Source organism: Candidatus Ornithobacterium hominis (assembly GCF_900538215.1).
Classification (GTDB): domain Bacteria; phylum Bacteroidota; class Bacteroidia; order Flavobacteriales; family Weeksellaceae; genus Ornithobacterium; species Ornithobacterium hominis.
In genome coordinates, this window is the sequence record NZ_UNSD01000004.1 from 174,929 (window position 1) to 188,233 (window position 13,305).

Annotated in this window: 12 protein-coding genes; 4 read left to right on the top strand and 8 right to left on the bottom strand. The window is 34.3% G+C overall.

What is annotated here, in order from left to right; genetic code table 11:
- Nucleotides 1-55: 55 nt before the first annotated feature.
- The 5 genes from pyk to D5J18_RS04755 are packed head-to-tail and all read right to left on the bottom strand — an operon-like array spanning nt 56 to nt 4,182.
- Entirely contained in the window at nt 56-1,492 is a 1,437-nt protein-coding gene (pyk, locus tag D5J18_RS04735) for a pyruvate kinase (RefSeq protein WP_119057866.1), read from the bottom strand.
- A complete protein-coding gene (locus D5J18_RS04740; RefSeq protein ID WP_119057867.1) occupies nt 1,489-1,944 on the bottom strand; it encodes an IPExxxVDY family protein in 456 nt (151 codons plus the stop codon). Before D5J18_RS04740 ends, pyk begins: the two co-directional genes overlap by 4 nt.
- Nucleotides 1,944-2,675: a ribonuclease III gene (rnc, locus tag D5J18_RS04745; RefSeq protein ID WP_119057868.1), complete on the bottom strand. Its 732-nt coding sequence runs from the start codon at nt 2,673-2,675 to the stop codon at nt 1,944-1,946. Before rnc ends, D5J18_RS04740 begins: the two co-directional genes overlap by 1 nt.
- Entirely contained in the window at nt 2,676-3,923 is a 1,248-nt protein-coding gene (fabF, locus tag D5J18_RS04750) for a beta-ketoacyl-ACP synthase II (protein WP_119057869.1), read from the bottom strand.
- A gap of 22 nt (nt 3,924-3,945) precedes the next feature.
- Nucleotides 3,946-4,182, bottom strand: coding sequence for an acyl carrier protein (locus tag D5J18_RS04755; RefSeq protein WP_119057870.1), 237 nt, complete (start codon nt 4,180-4,182; stop codon nt 3,946-3,948).
- Between the two features lie 217 nt (nt 4,183-4,399).
- Between D5J18_RS04755 and pckA the strand changes: the two genes are divergently transcribed.
- Entirely contained in the window at nt 4,400-6,010 is a 1,611-nt protein-coding gene (gene pckA / locus D5J18_RS04760; protein WP_119057871.1) for a phosphoenolpyruvate carboxykinase (ATP), read from the top strand.
- A 78-nt stretch (nt 6,011-6,088) separates the two neighbouring features.
- Here pckA and D5J18_RS04765 read toward each other — a convergent pair whose 3' ends face one another.
- Nucleotides 6,089-6,868, bottom strand: a complete 780-nt coding sequence (locus D5J18_RS04765) for a hypothetical protein (protein ID WP_133298102.1) — start codon at nt 6,866-6,868, stop codon at nt 6,089-6,091.
- Nucleotides 6,869-7,374: 506 nt separating this feature from the next.
- On the opposite strand from D5J18_RS04765, the gene hflX reads away from it, so the two are divergent.
- Nucleotides 7,375-8,586 carry a GTPase HflX gene (hflX, locus tag D5J18_RS04770; protein WP_119057873.1) on the top strand — a complete coding sequence of 404 codons (1,212 nt, stop codon included), beginning with the start codon at nt 7,375-7,377 and terminating at the stop codon, nt 8,584-8,586.
- A gap of 44 nt (nt 8,587-8,630) precedes the next feature.
- On the opposite strand, the gene D5J18_RS04775 is transcribed toward hflX, so the two are convergent.
- On the bottom strand, nt 8,631-9,482 hold the full coding sequence (locus tag D5J18_RS04775) for a DMT family transporter (protein ID WP_119057874.1): 852 nt from the start codon (nt 9,480-9,482) through the stop codon (nt 8,631-8,633).
- 105 nt (nt 9,483-9,587) lie between these two features.
- On the opposite strand from D5J18_RS04775, the gene D5J18_RS04780 reads away from it, so the two are divergent.
- Complete coding sequence (locus D5J18_RS04780; protein WP_119057875.1) at nt 9,588-10,004, top strand: nucleoside-diphosphate kinase; 417 nt, start codon at nt 9,588-9,590, stop codon at nt 10,002-10,004.
- Nucleotides 10,005-10,081: 77 nt separating this feature from the next.
- Nucleotides 10,082-10,612 carry an RNA methyltransferase gene (locus D5J18_RS04785; RefSeq protein WP_119057876.1) on the top strand — a complete coding sequence of 177 codons (531 nt, stop codon included), beginning with the start codon at nt 10,082-10,084 and terminating at the stop codon, nt 10,610-10,612.
- Nucleotides 10,613-10,665: 53 nt separating this feature from the next.
- On the opposite strand, the gene D5J18_RS04790 is transcribed toward D5J18_RS04785, so the two are convergent.
- On the bottom strand, nt 10,666-12,870 hold the full coding sequence (locus tag D5J18_RS04790) for a TonB-dependent receptor (protein WP_119057877.1): 2,205 nt from the start codon (nt 12,868-12,870) through the stop codon (nt 10,666-10,668).
- Nucleotides 12,871-13,305: the final 435 nt, after the last annotated feature.

Genomic DNA, 13,305 nt, shown 5'->3' on the forward strand with positions numbered 1-13,305 from the left:
TCTTTCCTAAGAGAGCAATTTTTATATTCAAACAAAAACTCTAAGTTTTAAAAGATTACATAGTAGTGAAACGCAAAGTATTGGTAATTCCTTTCTTGAATACAGGCATAGCATTTAGATTGATGATAAAATCACCTTCTCTTACATAAGCTTTTTCCTTCAAGTAATTATTGACTTCCACCACTGTTTCATCTGTACTCTTCTCGCCTTCATAATAGAATGCACGAACGCCCCATAACAAGTTAAGCATTCCTAGTATTCTCTTATTTGGGGTGAATATAAAAATTCCAGACTCTGGCCTGTGGCTACTAATTTGGAAAGCGGTATAGCCAGAATAAGTCAGTGTAACAATGGCTTTAGTCTTAACATGTCTAGACATCTCCGTCGCGTTGTAGCAAATTACATTGGTGATAAACCTTTCATCTTCAGTGTCAGTCGGGCGATGCGGAGGAACGGTAATGTGTTTATCACTTTCGACAGTCATCAAAATATTCGACATGGTTTTGATGACATCAATAGGGTATTGACCCACAGAGGTTTCGCCACTGAGCATCACAGCATCGGCTCCATCCATCACAGAATTAGCAACATCGTTCACTTCTGCACGCGTAGGTGTAAGTGAATAGATCATACTTTCCATCATTTGTGTTGCGATGATGATAGGTTTTCTAGCTAATTTTGCTTTATCTACCAACATTTTTTGAGCCAAAGGCACTTCCTCCATTGGAATTTCAACGCCTAAATCTCCTCTAGCAACCATTAGACCATCACTTTTTTCTACAATTTCATCAATATTCAAAAGAGCTTCTGGTTTTTCGATTTTAGAAATAATCGGAATTTTATGATCAGCATTTTTTCTAATTAAATCTTGTAGAAGTTCAACATCTTGTGCATGGCGAACGAAGCTAAGTGCTATCCAATCAACTTGTTGTGAGATAGCAAATTTAGCATCTTCGATGTCTTTTTCTGTCAATGCAGGGAGTGATATTTTTGTATTAGGTAAATTCACCCCTTTCTTAGATTTCAAAGCGCCTCCTTGTATTACCTTTGCTTTTACATTCTTTTCTTTGTCAGTTTCAGTTACTTCCAAAATTAACTTTCCGTCATCAATTAAAATTCTTTCACCCACTTCTACATCTTGAGCAAACTGCGTATAAGTCATGTAGACAACTTCCTTATTGCCATCTACTTTATCATTGGTAAACTTTAAAATATCACCAGGTTTCAGCTCAGAACCTTCAGCCACGTTACCTATGCGTAATTTAGGACCTTGTAAATCCGCTAAAATTCCAACCGCTAAATCTTCTTCTTCGTTGATTTCACGGATGAACTTTATCCTATCCTCAACATCTTGATAATCAGCATGGGAAAAATTGATTCTAAATACATTAACGCCACTAAGCATCATTTGTCTAATGATCTCTTTGGACGAAGTTGATGGGCCTAAAGTCGCAACAATTTTGGTTTTTTTATCAATGTTTGTGTTCTTCATAAAACTAATCGTTTTTTTTCATTTTCTAGCAGGTCAATTTCTTGTACAGTGATTGCCAAGCCAGCCGACTGCAAAGATAATGGAATCTGATGAGGCTGCGTAAGATTAATATCAAGTTTTAGTATATAATTGAAATTTTTAAAGCGTTGAAAAAGAAAATTGGAGGTATTTATGTGACTAAATAAGCTATTTTCTATATAAATTTTTTTATTATGAGATTTATTTTTGATTAAATAGACTTTCATTTCTTCAAAAGAAATATTCATGGTATAGACAGAGTAGCAAAAGATTTCTTGATTAGAGCGAACATCTAAATCCTCTTCTCTACAAAATGAAAAGTTCAATGCTTGGTTGATTTTATAGATCAATTTATATTCAGGATAAGTTTTAAACTTTATACCGTAGTAGAGAAATTCATCCTCCTCAATTTCATCGAGTAATAAAATAGACACTACATTTTATTATTGAATTTATAATAAGCTCTTTTCGCAGCAATTTCTTCAGCATTTTTTTTACTATAGCCACGTCCTTTAGCTACAAATCGATCTTCTATCCACAGCTGAGAAACAAAAATAACTTTTTTCTCAGCATTTTCTTCCTCTTGAGTATTTAGTAGAAGTTTTTTCTTCTTTTTTTGAGACCATTCAATCATCAAGCTTTTATAGCTTATAATTTTTTTCTCAAGTTCATAGAGATTAATGTAAGGCTCAATTAAAATTCGATGAACAAAATTTTTGGTAACCTCATAATTTTGGTCAACATAGATAGCGCCAATCATAGCTTCAAATAAATCTCCCAAAATATTATGACTAAGATGAATATTATGCTCATAAGGAATAAAGTCTAAAAGCTTCAATCTTCCCCCAATCTCATTTAAATGTTTTCGGCTTACAATTTTAGAACGCATTTTAGTCAAATACCCTTCATCATTTTTGGGAGCAGACGTATAGAGATATTCAGCTACGATACTTCCCAATATGGCATCGCCCAAAAATTCAAGTCTTTCATAATTTAAGATTTCTCCGTTAGATTTATATTTTTTTAAAGCCCTTGGCGTCAAAGATTCTAAAAAAAAATCCTCATTATGGGGCGCAAAGCCTAAAATTTTAATATACTCTTCAGGTAATCGTTTTAAGCTGGATTTTTTTTTTAAACTAAAAAAGGATTTCCAGAAATTTAGCATTTAGAACTTTTTAAAAAGTACACAAGCATTGTGTCCTCCGAAACCAAACGTATTGCTCATTGCATAATTGATTTCTTTTTCTTGAGGTTGATTGAAAGTGTAATTTAAATCAGCTACTTTAGGGTCTTTTTCTTTCAAATTAATGGTAGGCGGAACAATTTGATGTTTAATAGCACCAACTACTGCAATTGCTTCAATAGCACCAGCTGCACCCAATAAATGCCCCGTCATTGATTTAGTAGCATTAATTTGAATATTTTTAGCATGTTCACCAAAAAAATTCTGAACAGCCAACGGTTCTGCGATATCTCCTAAAGGAGTAGAAGTTGCATGCATATTGATGTGGTCAATTTTATTTCTATCTAATTGAGCATCATCTAGAGCACTCTCTATAACTTGCAATACACCGAGCCCGTCTGGATGTGGAGCAGTCATGTGATGAGCATCCGCAGAAAGACCACTACCTATCATTTCAGCATAAATTTTAGCACCCCTGCTCACGGCATGCTCATATTCTTCTAGAATGAGAGCACCTGCACCTTCCCCCATTACAAAGCCATCTCTATCAATATCAAAAGGTCTAGAGGCAGTTGCGGGGTCTTCGTTTCGGGTAGATAAAGCATGTAAAGCATTAAAACCTCCCATTCCTGCTGCAGAAATAGCAGCTTCAGACCCTCCACTTACGATGATATTAGCCTTGCCCAATCGGATGAGATTAAAGGCGTCAATCAAAGCATTAGAAGAACTAGCACAAGCGGAAACAGTTGTGTAGTTAGGCCCCATAAAGTTATATTCTATTGAGATGAGCCCGGGAGTTATATCGGCTATCATTTTAGGAATAAAGTAAGGGTTGAATCGAGGGGTACCATTTCCTTTAGCAAAATGAGTCACCTCTTCTTCAAAGGTAATCAAACCACCAATACCAGAGCCCCAAATAACACCAACTTTCTTACGGTCTAAATCAGCGAAGTCAAGTATTTTACTATCTGCTACCGCTTCTCTAGCTGCCACAATACCTAGCTGCCCAGTACGATCCATTTTTCGAACTTCCTTTTTAGGGAAATGATCTAGCGGGTCAAAACCTTTTACTTCGCAAGCAAATTGGGTCTTAAACTTAGAAGCATCAAAAAGAGTAATTGGAGCAGCACCACTCTTTCCTTTGAGCAGATTTTCCCAATATTCGGGGTAAGTATTCCCAATGGGGGTTAAAGCACCTAGACCTGTTACAACTACTCTTTTTAGTTTCATATAATTAATATTGGGAGATTAATTATTTGTTTACTTCTTCAATGTACTGAACAGCTTGACCTACTGTAGATATTTTCTCTGCTTGATCGTCTGGGATTTGAATGTCAAATTCCTTTTCAAATTCCATGATAAGCTCAACAGTATCTAATGAATCAGCTCCTAAATCGTTGGTAAAACTAGCTTCTGGAGTTACCTCACTTTCTTCTACGCCTAGCTTATCCACGATAATAGCTTTTACTCTTGATGTAATGTCTGACATAATAATTTGTTTTAAGTTTTTAAGTTAACACCGCAAAAATAAAAAACTTTATGAATAACACCGCAAAAATATATAATTCAATTTTTTATTTTTTTAGAATTGATTGATTTTAGTTTTTTTGACGTGGAAAAATGAAAATATATGATTTTTATTAGTTGAAATTCAGCGAATTTGCAAATTAATTATACGTATATTTACATCATAATTTTTAAAAGTTATGGAAAAATTAAAAAAAGCATTAGAAAACTACGGGATTAAAAACATTCAAGAAATTGCGCATAACCCTAGTTATGAAGTATTGTATCAAGAAGAAACTAAAGATTCGCTTGAAGGCTTTGAAAGAGCTCAAAAAACCAATCTTGGTGCCTTAAATGTTTTAACTGGTGAGTTTACAGGGCGTTCACCCAAAGATAAATATATAGTAGAAGATGAGGTGACAAAAGACACCATTTGGTGGACTAGCGAAAAAGCTAAAAATGACAACAAACCTTTGTCTCAAGCAGCTTGGAATCATTTAAAGGAAATCAGCACACAAGAGCTTTCCAATAAAAAATTATATGTTATCGATGCTTTCTGTGGCGCGAATGAAGACTCTAGATTAAAAGTTAGAATCATTACAGAAGTGGCTTGGCAAGCACATTTTGTGAAAAATATGTTCATCCGCCCAACTGAGGAGGAATTAGCAAATTTTGGTGAGCCTGATTTCGTTGTAATTAATGCATCTAAAATTAGTAATGATAAATACGAAGAATTCGGGATGAATTCCCCCGTTTTTACAGTGTTTAACCTGACCGAAAAAATGCAATTAATTGGTGGTACTTGGTACGGTGGAGAGATGAAAAAAGGGATGTTTGCGATGATGAACTACTATTTGCCATTGAGTGGAAAAGCATCAATGCACTGCTCTGCAAACGTAGGAGAAGCTGGAGATACTGCCATTTTCTTTGGATTATCTGGCACAGGTAAAACAACTTTATCTACTGACCCCAAAAGAAAATTAATTGGTGATGACGAGCACGGATGGGATGATAATGGAGTGTTTAACTTCGAGGGCGGTTGCTATGCAAAAACCATCAATCTAAGTAAAGAAGATGAGCCAGATATTTATGGTGCTATAAAAAAAGATGCATTACTAGAAAATGTAGTGGTAAAAGATGGAGGAGAAGTAGACTTCACAGACACTGTCCATACACAAAACACGCGTGTGTCTTACCCTATCTATCACATCGAGAACATTGTAGAGCCAGTTTCTAAAGCAGGGCCAGCTAAAAAAGTAATTTTCTTGACGGCTGATGCCTTTGGGGTAATGCCTCCGGTTTCTAAATTAACGCCAGAACAAACCAAATACCATTTCTTGTCAGGATTTACTGCTAAGTTGGCAGGTACAGAGAGAGGAGTAACGCAGCCGGTGCCAACCTTCTCAGCTTGTTTTGGAGAAGCCTTTTTGTCTTTACACCCAACCAAATATGCACAAGAATTAGTGAAGAAAATGGAGGCTAACGGAGCCATTGCTTACTTAGTAAATACAGGATGGAACGGAACAGGAAAAAGAATCAGCTTGAAGGAAACGAGAGCCATCATCGATGCAATTTTAGATGGTTCCATCGAAAAAGCTGAAACTAAAGTCATACCAATTTTTGATTTAGAAATTCCAACGGAATTACCAAATGTGAATTCGAATATTCTAGACCCAAGGGATACTTATGCAAATGTGTCTGAATGGGAAGAAAGAGCGAAAGACTTAGCTCAGAAATTCATCAATAATTTTGAGAAGTATACAGACAACGAGGAGGGGAAAAGCTTAGTAGCAGCTGGACCACAAATCTAAATTTGCATTGAAATCTAAATGAAAAAATCAGCTGAAATATATTTTAGCTGATTTTTTTATAATTGAACGTAAAAAATATTAATCACTGGTATCCACACCTTCGCCTATGCCATACATTTTTAAAATTCTATTTTGCAATTCTTGTTTTTCTTTTTCAAAATCTTCCTTAGAAATGCAATTTTCATTCATGATTTTATAGTATTTATTTAAAGTTTGTTTCGAGTTTTCTTCATAATTTTCTAAAAAATAACTTTTTGTATAAGCTTCGTTTTCTTCTTTCAACTCTGTAATGATGCCAGGAACTGTAGGGAAATTCTCTATACTTGTGTTTTTTTCTTTTGCAGGCAAATACCAAGCTGTGATTTTAGAAGAAAGTATATCAGAAATGTGTCGAATGGCTGAAATTTTTCTTTCTGTTCCCCATGATGTTTTTCGGGTATCATTTTCATAAGTCCATTTAGTTTCCTCAATATTTTTACAAATAACAAGCTTTTTATTCTCTAAGTATTCGATATAGCGTACTTCAGGGCTGTTTTTATTTTTAATAAAAGTTTGATTTTTAATAAGATTAATTTTATGCTTTTGAGATTGATTATTATTGAGATTAGGTTCTGTTGTAAACTCCATTTCTCCTTTATTAGATACCAATAATTTAGCCTTTCCATATTCTTTAGATGTATCAAAAATTTGACTTAGAATTTCATTATTATGGATTTCATTATCTTGTTTGAAAGAGAATGAAATTTTATACTCGTATGAAGTCGTTTGAGCAGAAAAATTTTTGTAACTAGAAGTGTTAACTTGCGATAACAAGAAAACACTGAGCATTAATAAAGTCGGTAGGAATATTTTTTTCATATTTTTTAATTTAGAGCAGACTTTTTTACATGAAGATTAAATGTCACCTCTCTAGTTATGTGAAAATTAGCGAGATTTATCAATTCTCTGAATAATATTATTTAATTTCAAAAGAAAAATGATTAATCCTAAGGGGCCCAAAAGCACCCACATCACAGATGGTATTTTATAATTTCTCATAATTTTTTTTTAAGAGGCTGTTATAATACAAGCTATCGCGATTGCTGCTGGGCAAGCAGCCCCTGTTGCAGCACATGTCATATTGCAGGATGTACTAGATTGACAGGCTTTCCAATTGCTAATCTATACATAAATATTGAATAATCAAACATTTTCATTAAAAAAAATCATATTTTCTTAAATCCATAATAATAATAACGAATATCTTAAATTAAGATTTAATCATCTAGAAATATAATAAATTTCATGCTTCATATTATTTAGTTTTTGTTAGATTTTTAATGAAAGCAATATAAACTGCACAATTTTTGTTAAAAGGAAATTATATGTTAGAAAAAAAAGAAGCACAATATGAAAAAGTTGTTCTAGTAGGATTAATTACGCAAGAACAATCAGAAGAAAAAACAAAAGAATATATGGATGAATTAGAGTTTCTTGCCTATACAGCAGGAGCAGAAACTTTAGAAAGATTCATGCAAAAAACAGATAAACCTGACTCAAAATATTTTGTAGGAAGCGGGAAATTAGCTGAAATCAAAGAATTTGTATTGAAAAACCATGTAGATACCATTATTTTTGATGATGAATTAACACCTTCTCAGCTCAAAAATATTGAGAAATTCATGGATAAAAAAATTGTAGATAGAACAAATCTTATCTTAGATATTTTTGCCCAACGGGCCGAAACTTCCTATGCTAGAACGCAAGTGGAATTAGCTCAGTATGAGTATCTTCTACCTCGTTTAACGAGAATGTGGACACACTTGGAGCGGCAGCGAGGTGGGATCGGGATGCGTGGACCTGGTGAGACAGAAATAGAAACCGATAGACGTATTGTGCGAGATAGAATTGCTTTGCTGAAAAAGAAATTAGAAAAAATTGATAAACAAATGGCCACGCAACGCAAAAATCGTGGGCAGTTGGTCCGTGTAGCCTTGGTTGGTTACACCAATGTCGGTAAATCTACGCTGATGAACGTCTTGTCTAAATCTGATGTTTTTGCAGAAGATAAATTATTTGCAACGCTGGATACTACGGTGAGAAAAGTAGTGATTGGTAATCTTCCGTTTTTGCTCACAGATACGGTTGGGTTCATCAGGAAATTGCCTACACAGTTGGTAGAATCATTCAAATCAACGCTAGATGAGGTGAGAGAAGCAGATTTGATTTTGCATGTTGTAGATATTTCTCACCCGAGTTTTGAAGATCATATCAATTCTGTAAACCAAACGCTGAGTGATATTGATAGTTTAGATAAGCCAACAGTATTGATTTTCAATAAAATAGATGATTTTGAATATATAGAAAAAGCAGAAGATGATTTATCTGAAAAAACTTTTGAAAATTATTCACTAAGCGATTTGCAAAAAATGTGGGTAGCCAAATCAGAAGACCCAAGCATTTTTATTTCAGCAAGAAAAGAAATAAATCTAAATGAATTAAGAAAGTTATTGTATGAGAAAGTGAAGGAAATTCATGTCACAAGATTCCCGTACAATAATTTCCTGTTTGACTATTATGATGATGTGGAAGAGTAAGTTTCTAGAAAACCTAGTTTAATATTTGAAAAATTTTTAAAGCCTTAAAAAAAATAAAGAGGAAGAAATAAAACAATAATGGCCAAAATAGCTAAGCCAATGCCTAAATAATTCCAGTGAGATATTTTTTCTTTAAAAATAAACAGCCCCAAGAGCGTCGCTAGTGCAATTACACCAATGTTCATGCCTGTGAAAACCAAACTCGGATTTTCATGCAATACTTGATGTGCCTTGATGTAAGAAAAAATGTTAGCAAAATTGAGTAAACCTAAAATAAAACCAGCAATAATACTCGACCTTTTAAAGTTTACTTTATTTAAGTATAAATAACTGAAAATCAGTATACCTGCTAAGATGAACCCGAAGGTCAAGGTGATTGCAAAATCATTGTTGGTGGTTTGAGAAATGAGTTTGAACAAAACGTCTATGCTCCCGTAGCCGAGCCAAACGAGTAGAAGTAGCCACCAAGAGTTTTTTTTAGATTGCTGTTTTCCTGATTTCAGCAGTAGAAAAATGAGTGCTGAAAAAGCTAGGAAAACGCCTAAAATCTTCTGTGAAGCTAAATCTTCTTTCCAAATAAAGAAAGAAAAAATTAAGCCAATGACTAATGAAATTCGTTGAGCCGCATCAGCTTTGATGATGCCTTGCTGCTGAATGGCTTTTCCCATGATAACGAAAACAGTGGGCAATAGTATGCCTAACAAAATAAAGTAAATGCCACCAGACTGAAACTTGAATTCAGAAAAATTAGGCTTTAAAAAAAGTAAACTGCAAACGGTGGCAATAGGGTAGTTGATGGCAACGGCTTGGGCTATGTTAACATGTTTTTTTCGGGCTAATTTTAATAAAATCGAAACCAGAACACTTGCTACAATACTAGCTAAAAGAAATCCCATACGCTAAAGTTTAAACAAAGATAAAAAATTTAAGCCTTTAAAAATCTTATGAAAAAATTGAGTTTTCATTTTTGAAATCTTAAATTTGTTGAAAACAAGTATAAAATGTCAAATATTACACTTACGATGATAAAACCCGATGCGGTAGAAAACGGCTACATCGGTTCTATTTTAAATGAAATTACAAATGCAGGTTTCAAAATAAAAGCAATGAAGATGACACAACTTAGTGTTGCAGATGCTCAGAAATTTTATGAAATTCATCAAGATAAGCCTTTTTTCTCTGATTTGGTAGAGTTTATGACTTCTGGGCCGATTGTTGCAGCCGTTTTAGAAAAAGAAAATGCAGTAGAAGATTTTAGAAAATTGATTGGCGCAACCAATCCTGCAGAGGCAGAGCAGGGAACCATTCGTCAGAAATATGCTGAGCAATTGGAACGAAATGCGATTCACGGGTCAGATAGCAATGAAAATGCTAAGATAGAAAGTCAATTTCATTTTTCGGGAAGAGAAGTATTATAAGGTTTTTTTAAGGATTAATCACAATTACTATAAATTTTTTGATAGAAATTGTGGTTTTTCTTTTAAAATAGTAATGAATGAAGAAGCTAAGTTTAGAAGAATTAAATCGGCTGGATTTAAAAACTTACCGAAGCAAAGAAAAGTTACCGATTGTGGTAATTTTAGATGACATCAGAAGTATGCATAATGTGGGCTCGGTTTTTCGAACGAGTGATGCTTTTTTGATAGAAAAAATTGTACTTTGTGGTATTACAGCAACGCCGCCGCACAAAGAAATTAGGAAAACGGCAATAGGAGCTACCGAAAGTGTGGTGTGGGAATACGTGCCTACTGTAGTGGAAGCGATACAAAAATTGCAACAGGAAAATTACAAAATCATTGGGATAGAACAAACTGATGAGAGTGCACGGCTGGATGATTTTCCTATCGATAAGGGGGAGAAATATGCTTTAATTTTTGGAAATGAAGTCAATGGAGTCGCTGATGAAGCGATAGAACGTTGTGATGCATGCTTGGAAATCCCGCAAGCGGGGACGAAACATTCGCTAAACGTTAGCGTTTGTGCAGGAATTGTTTTGTGGAAATTTTTTAAGGCTTTAAAAAAATAAAAAAACCACTTCAAAAAAAATGAAATGGTTTTTTTTTTTAAGTTTAGAAAAATTTAAAATAATAATGAAATTCCACCCAAAACATTGATTCCCGCTTGTGGGTAGTAGCCGACACCTTCTACCAATTGTTTTTGCCCTTGGGTAGACCAATCATCTACATAATTGTAGTAGTATCCGTTGGAGATGTATTTTAAGTCAAACAGGTTGTTTATCAGTAAGTTAAATCGAATGGCTTTTGCGAAATCACTCAATTTTAATTCGTAATTCATACGTATATCATTGGTGAAGTATGCATCTAGCTGAGAGTTTTTTGCTTCAGTGTTGCTCATGAATTGTTTGCCTACGTACTTACTTTGCAGGGCAAATTCTAAATTCTCTATTGGGGAATATGTTAAAGTATTCCCGATAATCAAATTCGGTGAATAAGAAATATCTGTTTTGCCTAATTTCACCAATTTGCCTAGTTGATTTTCTACAAAATCGATATTTTTGTTTTGGCTAATTGTAATGGCTGGTCTGATGCTGAACTGATTGAATTGAACTGCGGCATCTAGCTCTAAACCAAGTCTATAGCTGTTTCCGCTGTTTTTGCGAATGGCGCCTCCTACATTATCAATTTCCCCTGTTAAAACCAATTGGTCTTGGTAAAGCATATAGTATCCGTTTACGTTTACGGCAACATTATTTTGTTTGAAACGCCAACCAGCCTCAAAATCATTTAACTTTTCTGGTTTCGGATTCCCGTTTTTATAATCTTTTCGGCTGGGCTCTCTTTGTGCTCTGGCGTAAGAGGCATAAAATTGATGATTTGCATTGGCTAAATAAGTAATTCCACCTTTGGGATTGAAGAAATTAAATTTATCGTTCACCTTTCCTGTTTCTTCGCCATTGGCTTTGTAAGAGATGTTTCTATATTGCAGGTCGGCATATAGAATCACATCACCGATTTGGTAATTTGCTTTTAAGAAATTATTGAAATCATATTTCTCTGATAAATCTCTATAAAATTCTTGTTTGTAACTTTGTTTTACCGCCTCTTTTACCCAAAGAATTTCGCCAAAATGCCAACCTTTGTAGTAGTTTCCTGCACTGCCAAAAGTGAAATCTAATCCATTATTTTTGTAATTCAAAGCGAAAGTAGCTCCATAGAAATCATTGTCTAAATATTTTCTATCAATCAAATCAGATTTAGAGGCTTTTTGCCCATTGATTTCCAATGCTTCCAAGCTATAATCTTTTAATTTTTTACCTCTTCTATAGCTTTCATAATATCCAAAACCTTTGGTGTAATGGAAGGCTAAATTCGTATTCCATTTCCTATCCCACTGCTGATTCCAGTGTAATTGGTAGTGGTCTTGTTTGTAATTATCGGTATGATTATCATAGAAATGCTGAACGCCATTGGAATCTTTATACATCAAGCCACCAGGGTTATACGTTCTCCCGTATTGTTCCATTTGGTCAAACAAAACTTTATTTCCCATTATCTCTTTTTGGACTCCATCCCAAGATTGATAGGTTTTTTCTTTTCCACCAAAAGTTAAAGCCTTGATTAAAGTTCCTTTGTTGGTATAAGCTCCTTGTAAGAAATACGAATGCAAATCAGATGAAGCTCTATCTATATAACCATCTGAATTAATTTTAGAAAATCTCCCTGAGAATGAGAAATTATTTTTCATCACCCCTGTAGAAAATTTTGCTGTATATTTCTGTGTATTGAAGCTTCCGTAAGAAGCTGAAAGCTCTCCACTAGGGTTTGGCGAAATATTATTGGTCAATAAATTCAAACTTGCCCCAAAAGCTCCCGAACCATTCGTAGAAGTTCCCACACCACGTTGCAACTGAATGTTTTCTACCGAAGAAACAAAATCTGGCATATTTACCCAAAAAGTCCCTTGCGATTCAGAATCATTATAGGGAATCCCGTTGATAGTAACATTCACACGAGTAGCATCTGTTCCCCTCACACGGATTCCAGTGTACCCAACACCATTTCCCGCATCACTTGTGGTAACCACAGAGGGCAACAGATTTAATAAAATAGGAATATCTTGCCCTAAATTTTGCTTTGCCAACGTTTCTTTGCTTACACTAGAAAACGTCATAGGCGTTTTGTCTGTAGCCCGTGTTGGCGAAACAGAAATTTCATCTAACTGAATGATTTCTTGGTTAATAGAATCGTTTGCCGCTTTATTTTCTTGGGCATTTGCCGAAATAATAGCACCTAGAGTGCCTAATAAAAAAACTTTTTTGTACATGAAAAATAATTTTATACAAAAAAGGAGTACAACGCATCATTCGTTAGCCAAATCCCTCAGCAGCATTACCCGCTCAGGTTCCAAGAGTATAATCTCAGCCGTTCGCTTACGAAAAGCACCCCTTTTCTATATTAATTCTGCGAATTTATAATGATTTTTTGAATCTGAAAAGATTATTTAATTTTATAATATCAATTTAGTGATAATAGAAGTTGTTTTATTCTTATTTGCTGCATTGAACGTTCCACTCAAAAAGTAATCTTTATTTGATTTTTGTCCCTTAACTTGTATAATGCCCATTTTCAGCATTTTTCAAATTTCGCCAATAGCTCCCCTACAATTAAATATGATTTAAAATTGGCCTTGCCAAACCTGTAACTTGAATTTGCTCTAGAGCTGTATTTTCATTTATACTGAAATTATTTTAGATAAATT

Excerpts from the sequence above, each read along its gene's own strand:
- rnc (WP_119057868.1), bottom strand. The coding sequence starts at position 2,675 with ATGCTAAATTTCTGGAAATCCTTTTTTAGTTTAAAAAAAAAATCCAGC.
- D5J18_RS04765 (WP_133298102.1), bottom strand. The coding sequence starts at position 6,868 with ATGAAAAAAATATTCCTACCGACTTTATTAATGCTCAGTGTTTTCTTG.
- D5J18_RS04775 (WP_119057874.1), bottom strand. The coding sequence starts at position 9,482 with ATGGGATTTCTTTTAGCTAGTATTGTAGCAAGTGTTCTGGTTTCGATT.
- D5J18_RS04780 (WP_119057875.1), top strand. The coding sequence starts at position 9,588 with ATGTCAAATATTACACTTACGATGATAAAACCCGATGCGGTAGAAAAC.
- hflX (WP_119057873.1), top strand. The coding sequence starts at position 7,375 with ATGTTAGAAAAAAAAGAAGCACAATATGAAAAAGTTGTTCTAGTAGGA.
- D5J18_RS04790 (WP_119057877.1), bottom strand. The coding sequence starts at position 12,870 with ATGTACAAAAAAGTTTTTTTATTAGGCACTCTAGGTGCTATTATTTCG.
- pyk (WP_119057866.1), bottom strand. The coding sequence starts at position 1,492 with ATGAAGAACACAAACATTGATAAAAAAACCAAAATTGTTGCGACTTTA.
- D5J18_RS04755 (WP_119057870.1), bottom strand. The coding sequence starts at position 4,182 with ATGTCAGACATTACATCAAGAGTAAAAGCTATTATCGTGGATAAGCTA.
- pckA (WP_119057871.1), top strand. The coding sequence starts at position 4,400 with ATGGAAAAATTAAAAAAAGCATTAGAAAACTACGGGATTAAAAACATT.
- D5J18_RS04785 (WP_119057876.1), top strand. The coding sequence starts at position 10,082 with ATGAAGAAGCTAAGTTTAGAAGAATTAAATCGGCTGGATTTAAAAACT.
- fabF (WP_119057869.1), bottom strand. The coding sequence starts at position 3,923 with ATGAAACTAAAAAGAGTAGTTGTAACAGGTCTAGGTGCTTTAACCCCC.